Below are 16,152 nucleotides of genomic sequence, written 5' to 3'. Positions count from 1 at the left end.
CGGACCTCTGTGTCCTCCACCGAGTGTGTGGGTACGGTAACGCTGTGAACGTGCAGAAGGTCGTGGGCATCCTGGTCGCGATCCTCGTGGTCTTCTGGATCATCAGTTCGCCGACCACGGCCGCGGGGACCGTGAACGGGATTCTCAACAGCCTGGCGTCCGCCGGCTCCTCGTTGATCCAGTTCCTGCGCGGGATCGCGCCGGGTTAGACCGCAGGGGTCGGCGGGACCGCCGGCTCCTCCACGTCGGCACCCGGCAGGACGACGTCGGTGACGACGATGTTCAGCTCGGTCACGCGGACGCCCGCGATCTGGTCGACGGCCTCGGGCACGTGACGACGCAGCGCCCGGGTCAGCTCGCGCGCCCCGGCGCCGTACTCGATGGCGACGTCGAGGCCGACCGTCGCGGTGTCGCCCTCCATGTCCACGCGGACGCCCGCGACGTTCTCCGTCGCGCCGGTCAGCGTCTGGCGCACGGCACCGACGGCGCGGGCCGTGGAGTTGCCCAGCCCGGCGATCCCGGGGATCTCGCGCGTCGCGAAGGCGACCACCTTCTGCACGACGGCGGGCAGGACCTCGGTGGTGCCGGTGACGGCGATGGGGTCGGTCGGGGGGAGGGGCGGCGTGGGTGCGGTCATGCTCCCCGTGTACCCGCTCGTGCCCGCCGCCTCGCGGACCCCCGCAGCACGATCGTGGCCAGCAGCGCGGCGAGCAGCGAGGCCACCACGATGCCGACCTTGACGTGGTCGTCGGCCCCGCTGCCGCCACCGAAGGCCAGCTCGCCGATGAGCAGCGACACGGCGAAGCCGATGCCGGCCAGGAGCGCCAGCCCGATCACGTCGGCCCAGCACAGCGACTCGTCGAGCTGCGCCCGCGTGAAGCGCCGGACCAACCAGGTCGCCCCGCTGACACCGACCGCCTTGCCCGCCACCAGCCCGCCGACCACGCCGAGCGTGATCGGGTTGACGAACGTCGCGGTGAGGTCGGACCGCCCGACGACGGTGACGCCCGCGGCGAAGAAGGCGAAGACCGGCACGGCGACCCCCGTCGAGATCGGCCGCCACCGGTGCTCGAAGTGCTCCGCGAGCCCCGGGCCGTCACCGGGTGCCCGCCGGATCACCGGGACCGTGAAGCCGAGCAGCACACCGGCCACCGTGGCGTGGACCCCGGACGCGTGCACGAGCGCCCACGTGGCGGCCGCGAGCGGGAGGAGCAGCCACCACGAGCGCACCCGCCGCTGGACCAGCACCGTGAACAGCGCGAGCGGGACGAGCGCGAGCAGCAACGGACCGATCGCGAGGTCGGCGGTGTAGAAGATCGCGATGATCGTGATGGCGAGCAGGTCGTCGACGACGGCGAGCGTCAGCAGGAACGTCCGCAGGGCCGTGGGCAGGCCGCGGCCGATCACCGCGAGGACGGCGAGCGCGAAGGCGATGTCGGTGGCGGTCGGCACCGCCCACCCGGCCAGGCCCTCGGGGTCCCCGAGGTTGACGGCCGCGTAGATCAGCGCCGGCGCCGCCATGCCCCCGACGGCCGCCGCCACGGGCAGCACGGCGCGGGCCGGCTCCCGGAGGTCGCCCGCGACGAACTCGCGCTTGAGCTCGAGCCCCGCGACGAAGAAGAAGACCGCGAGCAGGCCGTCGGCCGCCCAGGTGGCGAGCGGGAGGTCGAGGTGCAGCGCGGCGGGCCCGACCCGGAGGTCCGCGAGGGCGGTGTAGGCCTCCCGCCACGGCGTGTTCGCCCAGATCAGCGCCAGGGCCGCGGCCCCGATCAGCAGGGCACCGCCGACGGTCTCCCTGCGGAGGATGCTCCCGAGACGCGAGGACTCGCCCGGCGACGGCGGTACGAAGAGGCGCCCGGTCCGGGTGCGGCGCAGGCGTTCCCGACGGATGGGGGTCACGTGACTTCTCCCGGGCAGGCGGCGGCGACCGCCGACCAGACTTCCCGGCACACCGCGATCCAGCGTACCGGCGGACGGGGTGCCGTCCCCGCCGCTCGGACGCCCGCGGTCGCGCGTGCCCCCGACGATCCGCGTCACCGTGACCCGGACGCGCCGGGGGTCGGCGTCCGTCCCGCAGGCTCTCAGCAGACGGCGTTCGGCGCCGGGAGCGTGCCCGCGATGAGGTAGCGGTTCACCTGGTCGTCGACGCAGGGCCGACCCTGCCCGTAGATCGTGTGCCCGTCGCCGCGGTAGGTCAGCAGCGCCGAGCCGGGCAGGCGACGTGCCAGGTTCAGGCTGTTGGTGTACGGCGTGGCCGGGTCGTTCGTCGTGCCGATGATCAGGGTCGGCGGCACGCCCGCGCCGGACGGCGGGGTCAGCGGGTCCTGCGGGACCGGCCACCTCGCGCACGTCAGGCCGGAGACCAGCACGTTGCCGCTGAAGTGCGGGGCCCGCTGCTCGGCCGCCCGCGCCTGGGCCAACACCTCGTCGGTGTTGCGGGGCCACGAGTTGTCCAGGCAGGTCACCGCGTTGTAGGTGTCGGAGTTCGAGCCCTCGAAGTACCGGGCGGCGAGGCGACGGAAGGGCCCGCCGTCGCCGGCGTCGGCCGCCTTGAGGGCCTTGGCCAGCGTCGGCCAGTTGCCCTTCGAGTAGAGCGGCAGCACGACGCCGAGCTCGAGCAGCCCGGGCGAGAGCGGCGACATCCCGGGCACGGGGATCGGGGCGGCCGCGACGCGGGCCCGGACCCGGTCGAGCATCGCGATCGCGTCCGGCCCGGCCTCGCAGGTGGGCCGGGTGGCGCAGTCGGCGGCGAACTGGCGCAGCGAGTTCTCGAAGCTCTCGGCCTGGCTGGGGTCCAGCCCGGGCAGCGTCACGTCGACGACGCCGTCGAGCACCATCGCGCGGATCCGCTGCGGGAACTGCTCGCCGTAGACCTGGCCGATCGACGTGCCGTAGGAGTAGCCGAGGTAGGAGATCTGCTGCTGGCCGAGCGCGGTGCGGATCGCGTCCATGTCCCGCGCGACGTCCCGCGTCCCGAGGTGGGGCAGGAGCTGGCGGTAGGCGTCGCCGCACCCCTGGTCGTAGCGGTCGACCGCCTGGGCGGTCGAGGCCTCGCCCGCGGGGTCGCCCGGGTCGGGGTCGCCGTAGTACGGGGTGTCCGGACCGATCGGGCACGCCAGGTTCGCGCTGCGGCCGACGCCGCGGGGGTCGAACCCGATGACGTCGAAGCGGGCGGCGACGGCGGCCGGGACCTGCCCGCTCTCCACCGTCTCGATCCCCGAACCCCCGGGACCGCCCGGGTTGACCAGCAGCACGCCGAGCTTGTTCGCCTGGTCGGCGGCCGGCTGGCGGACGATCCCGATCGTGATCGTGGGGCTGCCGGGCGTGGTGTAGTCGACCGGCACGGTGATCTGGGCGCACTGGAAGGTGCCGTCGCACGGCACGAACTGCGCCGGCGCACCGAGCGGGGTCGCGGGCGCGGCCGGGGCGCTCGAGGACGGGGCCGCCGACGACGGGGACGAGGACTGCAGCGGGGGCGCGCCCGCCGACCCGCCCGAGCAGCCGGCGAGGACGAGAGCCCCGGCGAGCAGGGCCCCGAGCATCCCCCGTGCGGTCGTGCGTCGTGGTCCCATCGCGCCGCTCCTGTTCCACCCGGCCGGCCACTCCCCGCCGGGGCCGCGCTCGCCAGCGCATCCAACCGCACCCGCGGTACCCGGGCCGCGCGACCCGTCGTCGGGCTCCCCGGTGCCGGCGGAGCTCGTCGCTGCCACCGGACGACAGCGACGACGCTTCGCCGCCACGGGGGGAGGCGCTACGGTCGGCACATGGGTGAACCCGATCTGGTGCTGGTCCCGGCCCTGGTCGGGCTGCCCGCCGCCGACGCGCACGAGCTCGCCATCTCCTCGCGCGTGGTCGCGGTGGACCCCGACCCCGACACGCCGCCCACGGTGAGCGGCACCGTCACCGACCAGGAACCGAAGGCCGGCTTCCAGGTCCCGGCGGGTGCGCCCGTGACGATCTGGGTCGAGCCCGACGACGACGGCGGGGGCGGCAACATGCCGCGGGTGCTGCCCGACACGCCGCTCGACGGAGCGGGGGCCAACGCCTGAGAATCGGGCACCCCTGCCCGGTGAAGATCGGATACAAGCTCATCGCCGAGGCCTACGGGCCCACCGAGATGGTCCGCCAGTGCGTGCTGGCCGAACAGGCGGGGTTCGACTTCGTCGAGATCTCCGACCACTTCCACCCGTGGGTGTCCGAGCAGCAGCACTCGGGGTTCGCCTGGTCGATGCTCGCCGCCATAGCCGCCAGGACCGAGCGGATCGAGCTCGCGACCGGGGTGACCTGCCCGATGATCCGCTACCACCCGGCGGTGATCGCCCAGGCCGCCGCGACCACCCAGATCCTCGCCGAGGGCCGCTTCACCCTCGGGGTGGGCTCCGGCGAGCGGCTCAACGAGCACGTGGTCGGGCAGGGCTGGCCGCCGGTGCACGTGCGGCACCGGATGTTCCGCGAGTCGCTGGAGATCATCCGGCTGCTGTGGCAGGGCGGCTACCAGAGCTACGAGGGCCGGCACCTCACGCTCGAGGACGCCCGCGTGTTCGACCTGCCCGAGGAGCTCCCCAAGATCGTCGTCGCGGCCGGCGGGACGCGTGCCGCGGCCCTCGCCGCCGAGCTCGGCGACGGCCTGTTCGTCACCGAGCCGTCGCCGGACCTCGTCGGGGCCTACCGGGAGCACGGCGGCACCGGCCCGCGCTACGCCGAGGTGCCGCTGGCCTACGCGGGCACCGTCGAGGAGGCGGCCGAGTCGGCCCGCGCGCTGTTCCGGTTCGGCATCCCCGGGTGGAAGGTGCAGGCCGAGCTGCCGAACCCGGTGAACTTCGACGCCGCCACCGCGCTCGTCACCGCCGACGTCATGGCCGAGAACTTCGGCTGCGGCCCCGACACCGAGCGCCACCTCGCGGTGACGAAGCCGTTCGTGGACGCCGGGTACGACCACCTCGCGCTGATCAACGCGGGCCCCGACGTCGACGGCTTCTTCGACCACGCCGCGAACGGGCTCATCGAGCAGGTGCGCAAGCTCGGCTGAACGACGACGGCCGGTCCTCTCCCCCCGGGAGGACCGGCCGCCGGGACGGCCGACCAAACCGGGCGGTCCGTCCGCTCGTAGTGTGCCCCGTGAGCCCGGGGTGAGACAGCCGGTTCCGGTGTGATCCGGTCGACGGTGCGCGCCACGCGACGAGCGCACCCGCCATCCCCCGAACGACGGCCACACGGCTCCTCCCCGTAATCTGATCGCCGATGGGTACCGGCGTCGGGGGACGAGCACCAGGGGACCGGCGATGACCGTGACGTCCCCGCACGCGGGGCCGGACGGCTCGCCGGCCGGCGAGGCACGCCGACGCCGGACGTTCGCGGTGATCTCCCACCCCGACGCCGGCAAGTCGACGCTCACCGAGGCGCTCGCGCTGCACGCCGAGGTCATCTCGGCCGCGGGCGCGGTGCACGGCAAGGGCGGCCGCAAGGGCGTGACCTCCGACTGGATGGACATGGAGCGCGAGCGCGGTATCTCCGTGACCAGCGCGGTCCTCCAGTTCTCCTACCGCGACCACGTGATCAACCTGCTCGACACCCCCGGCCACGGCGACTTCTCCGAGGACACCTACCGGGTGCTCGCCGCCGTCGACGCCGCGGTGATGCTCCTCGACGCCGCCCGCGGTCTCGAGCCGCAGACCCTCAAGCTCTTCGACGTCTGCCGGGCGCGCGGCGTGCCGGTGCTGACCTTCGTCAACAAGTGGGACCGTCCCGGCCGGGAGCCGCTGGAGCTGGTCGACGAGGTCGAGCAGCGGATCCGGCTGCGCCCGATGCCGATCACCTGGCCGGTGGGCATCGCGGGCGACTTCCACGGGCTCGTCGAGCGGGCCGACGGCACGATGCGCCGCTTCACGCGGGCCGCCCACGGGGCGTCGAAGGCCGCCGAGGAGATTCTCGACGCCGACCGGGCCGCCGCCGAGGAGGGCGTCGACTGGGAGCGCGCCACCGAGGAGCTCGAGCTGCTCGGCGAGATCGGCGCCGACTTCGACCCGGTCGACTTCCACCGCGGCACGGCGACCCCGGTGATGTTCGGGGCCGCCCTGTCGAACATCGGCGTCGCCCGGCTGCTCGACGCGCTGGTCGACCTCGCCCCGCCGCCCGGGCCGCGGCCGTCGGCCGAGGGCCCGGAGCGCCCGATCGAGGCACCGTTCTCCGGCCTGGTGTTCAAGGTGCAGGCCTCGATGGACAAGTCGCACCGCGACCGGGTCGCGTTCGTGCGGGTCTGCTCGGGGCGCTTCGAGCGCGGCATGGTGCTCACCCACGACGCCACCGGGCGCCCCTTCGCCACGAAGTACGCCCAGGCGATGTTCGGCCGCGACCGCTCGACCATCGACGAGGCCTTCCCCGGCGACATCGTCGGGCTGGTGAACGCCAACGCCCTGCGGCCCGGCGACACGCTGTGGGCCGAGAAGCCGGTCACGTTCCCGACCATCCCGAGCTTCGCCCCCGAACACTTCGCCGTGGCGAGAGTGGCGGACGCGTCGAAGACCAAGCAGTTCCGCAAGGGCATCGAACAGCTCGACTCCGAGGGCGTCATCCAGGTGCTCTCCTCGGACCTGCGCGGCGACCAGGCCCCGGTGCTGGCCGCGGTCGGCCCCCTGCAGTTCGAGGTGGTGGCGGCCCGGCTCGCCGACGAGTTCTCGGCCCCGATCAAGCTCGACCGGCTCGACTACACGATCGCCCGCCGCACCGATGCGGCCGGCGTCGAGGCCCTGAAGGGGGCGATCGGGATCGAGGTGCTCACGCGGCGCGCCGACGGCGAGCTGCTCGCGCTGTTCCCGCACAAGTGGCGGCTGCAGGCGGTCACGCAGAACCAACCCTCGTTGACCCTCGAGCCGCTGATCGCCGAGGGGACGGGCCAGTGAGGAAGCACGGACTGCTCGGCGCGGCGGTCTCGGTGCTGCTCGTCGCGGGCGTCGTCGTCGGCTGCTCCACCGACGCGCCGAGCCGGACGGCACCCACCGCCGCGCCGGTGACCGCGACCGGTGCGCCGCCGCCGCTGACGGGCGCGCCCGACCCCGCGACCGTGCCGGCGCCGATCTGGCAGGCCTCGCTCTCGGGCCGTGACCCGCTGCGCAACTTCCGCGACACGCCCTACAACAACGACGGCGCCCGGGCGCCCAAGCTCGTCGACGCCCCCGGCGTCGCGGGGGCGAAGGCGCTGGAGTTCACGGTGCCGGGCGGCGGGAAGCGCAGCGAGCTCGAACCGATCGTCCAGTTGTACCGCGAGGGCGACGAGGCGTACTTCGGTTTCGCGTGGAACCTCCCCGCCGACTTCCCCGTGAACGCCGACGGGTGGCAGGTCCTCGCGCAGTGGAAGAACTCCGGGGACGGCAGCCCGCCGATCGAGATCAAGGTCGAGGGCGGCCAGTTCAAGCTCGACGGCGGCGCCGGCGGGGACGACCCGCGCGGCACCTACTTCTCGACGCCGATCGGCCCCGCGCTGACGGGTCGGCAGACCGACGTCGTGGTGCACATCAAGTTCTCCACCGACCCGCAGAAGGCCTCGGTCGACGTGTGGATGAACGGCCAGCAGCGCATCACCGGCTACCAGCCGCCGGGCGGCACCCGGTACGAGGGCGACGACTCGTACCTCAAGACCGGCATCTACCGGGACTCCGCGATCTCGCAGACCGCGAACCTGTTCCTGCTCGACGCCCGGGTGGCGAGCAGCTACGAGTCGGCGTCGGCGCTGGTGGGTCCGAAGAGCTGAGCGTCAGGCGCTCGGGCGCCGGCCCGAGGGAAGGCCCCGGGGCGGGATCGCGTCGTTGATGATCCGCGACAGCGCCTCGGGGTCCTCGACCTCCACCACCACCCGGTGGTACGGCTCGCCGCGCAGGTAGATGGCCAGCAGCGTGGTCGCCGCGTGCACCATCCACAGCTGCCGGCGCTCCCCGATGCCGTACGTCCCGGCGCGCAGCAGCCCGGGCACGCTGATCCCGGGCAGGTGCATCCGCGGGCTGGCCACCACCGCATCCCGGCGCCCGAGCGTCCGGGCGCCGAGGACGCGGTCGATCGGCAGGAAGAGCCCGGCGCGGAACGCGTACACGCGATCCCGACCGGTGAAGCGGAGCAGGACCCCCTGCTCGGTCACCCTGGTGTGGACGCCCACCCCGCGGCCCCCTCCCGCGCGTCGCGCCGGTCCTACGGACGTCCCGCCCGGACCGACGACTGCTCGTAGGCCTGCGCGGCGGCCCGGCGGGCCTCCTCGTAGCCCCTGGTGACGGCCGAGTGCCCGTCGTCGTGGGCCGCGGCGACCGCCCGCTCGGCGGCCGCCACCATCTCGGCCAGCGCGCGCTCGGCCTCGTCCGCCGCCCGTGACAGGTCCGAACCCGTCCCGCCCGACGTCGCGTCGGTGGACGTGCCGCCGGACGTGTCCGTGGGGCGGTGCCGGGAGTCGTCACCGGTGCCGTGCCGGCCGTGCGTGGGCTCCTCGTGGGCGCCGCCCGTCCCGGTCCCCTGCGCTGGGGTCGATGAAGTCACTGCGTCTCCGTGCTGCCGACGTCTCGGGCCGCCCGGTCCGACGCGCAACCGGTCGCGGTGCCGTCGGACCGGCCGGGCCCGCGTCCGGCCAGCATGGCAAACCGGGAGGTCGGGACAGACGCCACCCCCCGCTCAGCGCGGGTACGCCGCCGCGTAGCTGGTCCCGATCCGCCAGTCGTCGAAGAACAGCGTGCCCGGTTGGCCGATGCCGGTGCTCCGGTAGATGCCGGTCTTGAGGTAGCTCGTCGTCCCGGCGTAGAGCGTGCCGGCGGGCGGCCGGAACCCCCGGATCGTCTGCTTCCCGTCGACCCAGGTGTCCACCGAGCCGCCACCCTCGGCGAACCGGACGTGCACCACGACCTGGTGCGGCCGCCCCGGCGTCGCGGCCCCCATCGGGATCTCGTACGGGGCGCCGCGGTCGAACCCGCCGTCGAGCTGGAACTGGCCGCCGCCGACCTTGACCGACACCGGCGGCGAGCCGGTGCCGTCGTTCTTCCACTGCGTGATGACCTGCCAGTCGTTCGTGTCGACCGGGAAGCCCGGGGCGAGGGTCACCGAGAACCCGAAGTAGAGGTCGTCGCCCGCGCGCAGGGACCGGAAGTTCGGCTCGAGCTCGGCGCGCTGCCCGCCGCCGGGCATGGTCACCTGCAGCGCCGGACCGAGGGCCGACCCCACGACGGCCGGCGTGGCCGCCCCCACCACGTTCCAGGGGGTCGAGCGGTAGTTCGCGAGCCCGGCGGCGTAGTCGGCCTGCCAGAGCAGCGTCCCGCCGTCGGGGGCGGGCGCGCCGCCCGCCGACGCGGCTGGTCCGACGGGAGCCGCACCGGGCGTGCCGGCGAGGAACCCGACGACGTCGAGCACCACGTGCATGGCCGACCCGGCGTCGGCGACCTGGACCGTGCCCTGCGGGCTCACCGGCACCACCGCGAAGCCCGGCCGCACCGCCCCCGCGGGGACGACCACGGCCGACGTCGACGGGGGTGGACCGGCCCCCCACACCCCGATCGCGCCGTTGGCCGCCGGCGACAGGCCGGTGACGTTGAGCAGCACGGACGACACCCCCGTCGCCGGGACCCCGGCGCGGCCGAGGACGGGCACGGTGCGGATCTGCCCCGGCGTCAACGGCCCCGTCCCGACGGCGGCCGTCGCCGGGTCGGGCGTCCGGCTGTCGTAGAGGCGCGCCGGGGTCACGGCGCGCCCGACCGCCGCCGGCACCACCGCCACGAGGTCGGCGAGCAGGTCGACGGTGCCGGCCTGGTTCGCGACCGTGATCGACCCGTCGTCGCCCACGGGCACGATCGTCATGTTCGGGAGCGTGTCCCCCGGGACGAGCGTCAGCTGCGGGGCGAACGGCTTCGGGCCGCCGGTGCCCCAGGCGGTGAGCGTGGTCGGCTGCGACGCGTCGGTCCCGGTGAGGGAGAGGAGCACCGCGGAGCCGGGCGGGGCGGGTGCGAAGCCCCGGCCGTCGACCTGCACGCGGCGCTGCTCGCCGGGCTGCAGGATCCCCTCGGCCCGGGTGTCGAGCACCCGCTGCGGCACCCCGGACGCGAGCGGCGAGTTCTCCGGGAACCAGCCGACGACGTCGACGGTCGCGTCGGAGAGCCCCGTGACGTTGAACAGGCTGACCGCGCCGCCGCCGCCGAGCTTCGTGACGATCGTCTTCGTCACCGGTACCCCGGGCGCCAACGACAGCGTCGAGGTGGGCGGGCGCGGGGCGTCCTGCGGCCACAGCGTCATGTAGGTCGAGCCGAAGAGCGTCGTCCCGGTGATGTTGAGGACCACCGTCCCCGCCCCGGTGTCGGGCACCCCGCCCCGCCCGGCGACCGGGATCGAGACCGTCTGGCCCGGGCCGAGCGGACCGGCCGTCGTGAAGCCCCGGTCGACGACGCGGCCCGGCACGCGCGAGTCGAACAGCCGCGCGGCCTGCAGGGGGACGAAGCCGTTCCCGACGGCGGGTGGGGCAGCCTGGGCGAGCGCGGGGACCGCTCCGCCGACCAGGACCGCGACCAGCAGCAGGGTCAGGGGCAGGAGCCGGGGCGTGCGCAAGGGGCTCCTCGGGTGACGGCCGACGGGGTTCCCGCCGGTCCCCCGATCGGGCGGTGCCGGAGCACGATGTCACACGCTCCGCAGCGACCGGCCGCCAGGTGCCGTGCCCTGGCGTGTCTTCCCGTCACCGCCCGGGTCACGCCACGATGACCGGTATGAGCCTCGAGGTGCAGGTCACGATCGATGCGGCCGATCCCGGCGCACTCGCGGAGTTCTGGGCGACGGCGCTCGGCTACCGGGTGCAGCCACCCCCGCCGCCGTTCACGACCTGGGACGAGGCGCTCGAGGCGTGGGGCGTACCGGCCGGGCGGCGGCACGACGCGTCCGCGGCGGTCGACCCCGACGGGCACGGCCCGCGCCTGTTCTTCCAGCGGGTGCCGGAGGGCAAGTCGGCGAAGAACCGGCTGCACCTCGACGTGCGCGCCGCGCCGGGTCTGGCCGGGGACGAGCGGATGGCGGCGCTCGAGACCGCGGCGGAGCGCCTCGTCGCCCACGGCGCCACCCGGCTGCTGCGCGTCGACCCGGAGCCGCCCCTGGTGCCCGGCAACATCGTCATGGCCGACCCCGAGGGCAACGAGTTCTGCCTCGACTGACCCCTCCGGGGGCAGGGGTATCGTGGTCCGACCGCCTGCGGGTGGCGTCGGGTGAGCGAGGTACATGGTGGACGGACGTGTGCGGTCGAGCCGCCTGCGGACCCCCCTTCCCGACGCCGGGTCGTTCCCGACCGACCCCGCCGGGCTCCTGCCCGAGCACCGGCGCAGCTGTCCGTCCTGCGACGCCCCCGTCGGGCGCGGCCGCGACGGGCGGCCCGGTCGGCTCACCGGCAGCTGCACCGCGTGCCGACGCCCGTTCGACCTGCGCCCCGACCTCCCGCCGGGCGCCCTCCTGGCCGGCCGTTACCGCGTCGTCGACCTCCTCGCCCGGGGCGGCGCCTGGCTCTACACGGCGCGGGACGAAGCGACCGGCGAGGCCGTCGTCGTGGCCCGCGTCCGGGACGACAGCACCGCCGCGGCCCGGCTGCTCGGCCACCCGCACCCCGGGCTCGTGCCGCTGCGCGACGTCGTCGACCACGCCGGGACCCGTCTCGTCCTCGGGCGCCTGCACGGCGCGCCCGCGCGGGGGCCGCTGGCCCCCGCCGACGCCGCGGCGGTGCTCGCCGCGGTCGCGCCCGCCGTGGGTCACCTGCACGCGCTCGGGCTGCTGCACGCCGACCTCAAGCCGTCGAACGTGCTGCTCACCGCGGACGGCCCGGTCCTCGTCGACCTCGGGTCGGTGCGCCGCGCGGACGACCGCCGCAGCCCGGTGTGGGGCACCGACGGCTTCCTCGCCCCGGAGATCGCCCCGGGCGGCGCCGGCCCGTCGGTGGCCTCGGAGGTGTTCGCCCTCGGCCGCTGCCTGGACGTCCTGCTCGGCGCCCCGGTGCTGCCCCACCTCGGGCCGCCGCGGGGGCCCTCGGTGCTCGACCCCGTGGTGCGGCGGGCGACGGCCACCGACCCCGGGCTGCGCCATCCCGACGTCGCCGCGCTCGCCGACGACGTCGCCCTCGCACTGCACCGGACGGGGAGGTGCACCACCCTCCCGGGGCAACCCGACGATCACGGCGTGGGTGTGGCGGACGGCGGGGACCTCGTGCACCAAGATGGCTCCCTGCCCACCCCGACGTCCCGGCACCGACCCCCGCCGCTGCACCCGTCCCAGACCGAGACAGGAGCCCTCCCGTCGTGACCGAGTCCTCCGCGCCGCCGTCCCCGACGAACGGCCCCGGCGACCCGGATCCCCGTCGCTCCGCTCGCCCGGGCCCGGATCGGGGCGGCCCGGACGACGACCCCTCCGCCGCGACCTTCGATCCCGCCACCGCGGACCCGGACGACCCGGACCCCACCGGGGGCGTGCCCGTGCAGTCGGTGGGTCCCGCGGGCAGCGCCGGGGAGCACACCGACCTGCGGGCGGTGCTGGAGGCGACGCGGACGCAGATCGAGACGGCGGACTGCCCGGAGTGCGGTGCGAGCGTCGACGAGGCGCAGGACCTGGTCTGTGGCCGCTGCGGCGCCCGCCGCCCCGCGGTGCGCGACCACGTGGAGTTCCGCCTGGGCCCGGCCGCGGCGGTCACCGACCGCGGGCTGCGCCGTCGCCGCAACGAGGACGCGTGCGCGCTGGGCCGCATCGCGACCCCCGACGGCGAGGTGCTGGTCGCCTCGGTGTGCGACGGCGTCGCGTCGGCGCGGCGCGGGGACGAGGCGTCGCTCGCGGCGGCGGAGGCGTGCGTGGCCGTGGTGCTGACGCGGATCACGGCGCGCGGCCCGCAGAGCCTCGACGAGCTGGCCGCGGCCGGGGCGGGCGCGGCGGCGGACGCGGCGGCGGACCTCGTGCGCCACGGCGACCCGGCCGACCCGCCCGCGACCACGTACACCGGCGCGGTGACCCGCGGCGGCTCGGCGGTGATCTCCTGGGTGGGCGACAGCCGCATCTACTGGCTCGCGGGCGACGGCACCTCGCAGCTGCTCTCCACCGACGACTCGTGGGCCGAGGAGATCGCGGCCGCGGGCGTGATGACCCGGGAGCAGGCCCACGCCGACCGCCGCGCCCACGTCCTGACGCGCTGGCTCGGGCACGACTCGCCCGAGGGCCCGGCCCGCGCCCGCCGCTTCCGGCCGGCCGCCCCCGGCGTCCTGCTGCTGTGCAGCGACGGGATCTGGAACCACATCCCCGACGCCGACCGGCTCGCCGCGGTCCTCGCCTCCGGCCGCGGCGAGGCCGACGTGCTCGGCGACGCCCGCGCGCTCGTCGACGCGGCGCTCGCCGACGGCGGCTACGACAACGCGACCGTGGCGCTGGTGCCGCTCGACCCCGACGACCGCCGCGACGGCGGCGAGTGGGACCCGCGGCCCGGGGGCGGCGAGGACACCGGCCCGATCCTCATCCCGCTCGACGTCGAGGACGCCCCGCGCCGCGACACCACCGCGGAGTCCACGCAGGACCCGCCCGCCCCGCGCGACGGGACCGCGTGACGGGCTGGGCCGCGCAGGTCCGGGCCGACCGGGACCACTACGACCTGGTGTGCGCGCGGGACGACGGGTCGGCGCCGCTGCCGGACTTCCCGTCCGGGCCGCGGGAGTTCACGGTCGAGCTCACGGGCGAGCAGGTCATGATCGGGCGCCGCCCCGTGGCCGACGAGCCGCACCGGCCCGGCCGGTCCGGCCCCGACCCGTCGTCGGGAACGGCCCCGGGTATCGACCTGACCGGGCCGCCGCGCGACCCGGGGGTGTCGCACGTGCACGCGGTGCTGCTCGCCGTCGAGGACCGGTGGGTGGTGCTCGACGCCGGCTCCACGAACGGGACGACGCTGAACTACGGCGCGGAGCCCCTCGCGCCCGACGTCCCGGTGCCGCTGGAGTCCGGGGACACGATCCACGTCGGCGCGTGGACCACGATCACGGTCCGGCGACGGGACGACGCGGCGGGGTGACGGTGAGCCGCAGCGTGGCCGGGTCGGGGTCGACGACCGGCACGGGGCGCCGCTGACCGCGCGCGAGCACGAACCGCGCGGCGAGGAAGCTCGCCGGCACGGCCAGGACCGCGGCGACGAGAGGGGCGATCCGCTCGTCCACCCCGAGGGTCACCAGCGCGACGACGCCGACCGTCGTCGCGGCGATGTTCACCGCCTGCGACGCCGGGTAGAGCAGGAACCGCCGCCACGTGGGCCGCAGCCGGAACGTGAACCGGCAGTTGAGGAAGAACGAGACCACCATCGCGACGCCGAGGCCGACGACGTGCGCCGTCAGGTACCCGACCTGGCCGAGCACGACCAGGTAGACCGCGTAGTACGTCCCCGCGTTCACCACGCCGACGAGGGCGTAGCGCACGAGCGCGGCGAGGGTACTGGTCATGACGCGGTGTCCGTACCCGCGGCCGCCGCGGTTCAGTGCACGGCCGAGGTGGACACCGCGAGGAACAGCAGGACCGCCCAGGCGAGGCCGAGCACCTGCAGCACCCGGTCGTTGATGACGATCTCCTCGGGCTCCCCGCCGTTGCCGCCGTCGACGTCGACGGCGTAGCGCAGGATGGCCACGACGAACGGCACCACCGAGATGATCGCCCACATGCTCGGCGGGGTCGGCAGGGCGTTGCGCACCGGCTGCACGCCGATCTGGAAGGCCCACAGCGAGTAGGCCAGGATCACGATCGTCGCCGACAGCGACCACACGAACCGCAGGTAGGACGCCGAGTACCGCTCCAGCGACTTGCGGATCTTCGCGCCGGTCTGCTCGGCGAGCCGCATCTCCGCGTACCGCTTGCCCGAGGCCATGAACAGCGACCCGAAGGCCATCGTCAGCAGGAACCACGGCGAGAGGTACAGCGAGGCCGCGGCACCACCGGCGATCGCGCGCATGAGGAAGCCGGAGCTCACGATGCACACGTCGATGACGGGCTCGTGCTTGAGCCACAGGCAGTACGCGAGCTGGACCACCACGTAAACGATCACGACGATCGCGAGGTTGAGCGAGGCGACGAAACCCAGGGCGATCGCGCCGGCGAACAGGACCACCGCGGTGCCGTAGGCCACCGCCGGCGGCACGATCCCCGCCGCGATCGGGCGGAAGCGCTTCTTCGGGTGGGCGCGGTCGGCCTCGACGTCCCGGGCGTCGTTGACGAGGTAGACCCCGGAGGCGGCCAGCGAGAACGCCGCGAAGGCGACCAGCACCTGGACCCAGACCGAGCCCTCGCCGAGCCGGCCGGCCGCGAACGGCGCCGCGAAGACCAGGACGTTCTTGACCCACTGCTTGGGCCGCATCGTCTTGAGCAGGCCCAGCGGCACCGCGAGCGGACCGGTCCGGCGCACCGGGACGGCGGTGTCGTCCGGGGCGTCCTCGGGCTCGCGGTTCTCGACGAGGTCGGCGCTGAGCTCCCCGGGCCCCTCGGGCTCCTCCGGGTGCGCTCCGCTGCGCTGCGTCTCCTGCTCAGCGGGTCGAGCTCCGCTGCGCTGCGTCTCCTGTGAGGCGGTCATCGGGTCCTCCAGCGGCCCAGCCGGCCCCGCTCGACCAGGCGCCGCGTGGCGAGGGCGCACACGGCTCCGAGAGCGGTTCCGGCCAGCACGTCGGTCGGGTAGTGGACGCCCAGCACGAGGCGGGAGAGCGCCATCGCCGGGATCACGGAGGGGAGGGGGGCGGCCGCGCCGGAGCGGCGCAGCAGGCCCGCGTAGAGCACGACGGCCGCGGTGGTGGACGTGGCGTGCGAGGAGGGGAAGGACAGCCGGCTCGGGGTGCCGACGTGGACCGCGATCCGCGGGTCGTGCGGGCGGCGGCGACGCACCACGCGCTTGACCGCGATCGAGGCACCGTGCGCCCCGGCCACGCCCACGGCGGCGGTGGTCCATTCCCGACGACGGGTCGGGTCGAGCGCCGCGCCCAGCGCGCCGAGGGCGAGCCAGCCGGCGGCGTGCTCGCCGAACAGGGACATCGCCCGCGCGGCGCGCACCACGGTGGGGTGGTCGATCCGGCGCTGCACGGCGACCAACAGGGCCGTCTCGTCGACTCCTCCGGGTGCCCGGTCGAGCACACGTCCTCCTCGGCGCAGCATCTTCAACGGCGG

Annotated in this window: 18 protein-coding genes; 9 read left to right on the top strand and 9 right to left on the bottom strand. The window is 75.2% G+C overall.

All coding sequences use genetic code 11. From position 1 onward, the window contains the following. Window positions 1–44: 44 nt before the first annotated feature. The gene (locus tag A3CO_RS37900) at window positions 45–209 is read left to right on the top strand and encodes a hypothetical protein (RefSeq protein WP_157647193.1); all 165 of its coding nucleotides are present in this window, start codon (window positions 45–47) and stop codon (window positions 207–209) included. Here A3CO_RS37900 and A3CO_RS0108045 read toward each other — a convergent pair. The 3 genes from A3CO_RS0108045 to A3CO_RS30795 all read right to left on the bottom strand — a co-directional run bounded on the left by A3CO_RS0108045 (window position 206) and on the right by A3CO_RS30795 (window position 3,572). Next, a complete protein-coding gene (locus A3CO_RS0108045) occupies window positions 206–637 on the bottom strand; it encodes an Asp23/Gls24 family envelope stress response protein (protein WP_018331733.1) in 432 nt (143 codons plus the stop codon). The two genes, A3CO_RS37900 and A3CO_RS0108045, sit on opposite strands and share 4 nt — an antisense overlap. After that, window positions 634–1,899 carry a Na+/H+ antiporter NhaA gene (gene nhaA, locus A3CO_RS30800; protein ID WP_018331732.1) on the bottom strand — a complete coding sequence of 422 codons (1,266 nt, stop codon included), beginning with the start codon at window positions 1,897–1,899 and terminating at the stop codon, window positions 634–636. The genes A3CO_RS0108045 and nhaA overlap by 4 nt, the downstream gene beginning before the upstream one ends. A 182-nt stretch (window positions 1,900–2,081) precedes the next feature. After that, window positions 2,082–3,572: an alpha/beta hydrolase gene (locus A3CO_RS30795; RefSeq protein ID WP_084681627.1), complete on the bottom strand. Its 1,491-nt coding sequence runs from the start codon at window positions 3,570–3,572 to the stop codon at window positions 2,082–2,084. 192 nt (window positions 3,573–3,764) lie between these two features. On the opposite strand from A3CO_RS30795, the gene A3CO_RS30790 reads away from it, so the two are divergent. The 4 genes from A3CO_RS30790 (at window position 3,765) to A3CO_RS0108015 (ending at window position 7,747) form a co-directional block, all read left to right on the top strand. Further along, window positions 3,765–4,049 carry a PASTA domain-containing protein gene (locus tag A3CO_RS30790; RefSeq protein ID WP_018331730.1) on the top strand — a complete coding sequence of 95 codons (285 nt, stop codon included), beginning with the start codon at window positions 3,765–3,767 and terminating at the stop codon, window positions 4,047–4,049. Then, window positions 3,959–5,029 (top strand): TIGR03557 family F420-dependent LLM class oxidoreductase, encoded by a 1,071-nt coding sequence (locus A3CO_RS0108025; RefSeq protein ID WP_342663152.1) that lies wholly within the window; start codon window positions 3,959–3,961, stop codon window positions 5,027–5,029. The genes A3CO_RS30790 and A3CO_RS0108025 overlap by 91 nt, the downstream gene beginning before the upstream one ends. Window positions 5,030–5,282: 253 nt before the next feature. Further along, window positions 5,283–6,899, top strand: coding sequence for a peptide chain release factor 3 (locus tag A3CO_RS0108020; RefSeq protein ID WP_018331728.1), 1,617 nt, complete (start codon window positions 5,283–5,285; stop codon window positions 6,897–6,899). After that, window positions 6,896–7,747 carry a polysaccharide lyase family 20 protein gene (locus A3CO_RS0108015; protein WP_018331727.1) on the top strand — a complete coding sequence of 284 codons (852 nt, stop codon included), beginning with the start codon at window positions 6,896–6,898 and terminating at the stop codon, window positions 7,745–7,747. The genes A3CO_RS0108020 and A3CO_RS0108015 overlap by 4 nt, the downstream gene beginning before the upstream one ends. A gap of 3 nt (window positions 7,748–7,750) precedes the next feature. Here A3CO_RS0108015 and A3CO_RS0108010 read toward each other — a convergent pair whose 3' ends face one another. From A3CO_RS0108010 to A3CO_RS0107995, 3 genes are all read right to left on the bottom strand, one after another. Further along, window positions 7,751–8,128 (bottom strand): hypothetical protein, encoded by a 378-nt coding sequence (locus A3CO_RS0108010; RefSeq protein WP_026204398.1) that lies wholly within the window; start codon window positions 8,126–8,128, stop codon window positions 7,751–7,753. A gap of 50 nt (window positions 8,129–8,178) precedes the next feature. Further along, on the bottom strand, window positions 8,179–8,517 hold the full coding sequence (locus A3CO_RS0108005; RefSeq protein WP_018331725.1) for a hypothetical protein: 339 nt from the start codon (window positions 8,515–8,517) through the stop codon (window positions 8,179–8,181). Between the two features lie 132 nt (window positions 8,518–8,649). Then, entirely contained in the window at window positions 8,650–10,563 is a 1,914-nt protein-coding gene (locus tag A3CO_RS0107995; protein ID WP_018331723.1) for a heparin lyase I family protein, read from the bottom strand. 155 nt (window positions 10,564–10,718) lie between these two features. On the opposite strand from A3CO_RS0107995, the gene A3CO_RS0107990 reads away from it, so the two are divergent. From A3CO_RS0107990 to A3CO_RS35470, 4 genes are all read left to right on the top strand, one after another. Continuing rightward, window positions 10,719–11,156 (top strand): VOC family protein, encoded by a 438-nt coding sequence (locus A3CO_RS0107990; RefSeq protein WP_018331722.1) that lies wholly within the window; start codon window positions 10,719–10,721, stop codon window positions 11,154–11,156. Between the two features lie 64 nt (window positions 11,157–11,220). Beyond that, window positions 11,221–12,288 (top strand): protein kinase domain-containing protein, encoded by a 1,068-nt coding sequence (locus A3CO_RS35475; RefSeq protein WP_026204397.1) that lies wholly within the window; start codon window positions 11,221–11,223, stop codon window positions 12,286–12,288. Further along, a complete protein-coding gene (locus tag A3CO_RS30780) occupies window positions 12,285–13,571 on the top strand; it encodes a PP2C family protein-serine/threonine phosphatase (RefSeq protein WP_018331720.1) in 1,287 nt (428 codons plus the stop codon). Before A3CO_RS35475 ends, A3CO_RS30780 begins: the two co-directional genes overlap by 4 nt. Continuing rightward, the gene (locus A3CO_RS35470) at window positions 13,568–14,029 is read left to right on the top strand and encodes an FHA domain-containing protein (protein WP_018331719.1); all 462 of its coding nucleotides are present in this window, start codon (window positions 13,568–13,570) and stop codon (window positions 14,027–14,029) included. Before A3CO_RS30780 ends, A3CO_RS35470 begins: the two co-directional genes overlap by 4 nt. Here A3CO_RS35470 and A3CO_RS0107970 read toward each other — a convergent pair. From A3CO_RS0107970 to A3CO_RS0107960, 3 genes are read right to left on the bottom strand one after another with little or no spacing between them, the layout of a single operon-like run. Next, window positions 13,995–14,450: a GtrA family protein gene (locus tag A3CO_RS0107970; protein ID WP_018331718.1), complete on the bottom strand. Its 456-nt coding sequence runs from the start codon at window positions 14,448–14,450 to the stop codon at window positions 13,995–13,997. The genes A3CO_RS35470 and A3CO_RS0107970 overlap by 35 nt on opposite strands. A 32-nt stretch (window positions 14,451–14,482) precedes the next feature. Further along, window positions 14,483–15,568 (bottom strand): decaprenyl-phosphate phosphoribosyltransferase, encoded by a 1,086-nt coding sequence (locus A3CO_RS0107965; RefSeq protein WP_018331717.1) that lies wholly within the window; start codon window positions 15,566–15,568, stop codon window positions 14,483–14,485. After that, entirely contained in the window at window positions 15,565–16,140 is a 576-nt protein-coding gene (locus tag A3CO_RS0107960) for a phosphatase PAP2 family protein (protein WP_026204395.1), read from the bottom strand. Before A3CO_RS0107960 ends, A3CO_RS0107965 begins: the two co-directional genes overlap by 4 nt. Between the last annotated feature and the right edge of the window lie 12 nt (window positions 16,141–16,152).

It is taken from the genome of Actinomycetospora chiangmaiensis DSM 45062 (assembly GCF_000379625.1).
GTDB lineage: Bacteria > Actinomycetota > Actinomycetes > Mycobacteriales > Pseudonocardiaceae > Actinomycetospora > Actinomycetospora chiangmaiensis.
This window is presented reverse-complemented; position numbering and strand designations above follow the sequence as displayed.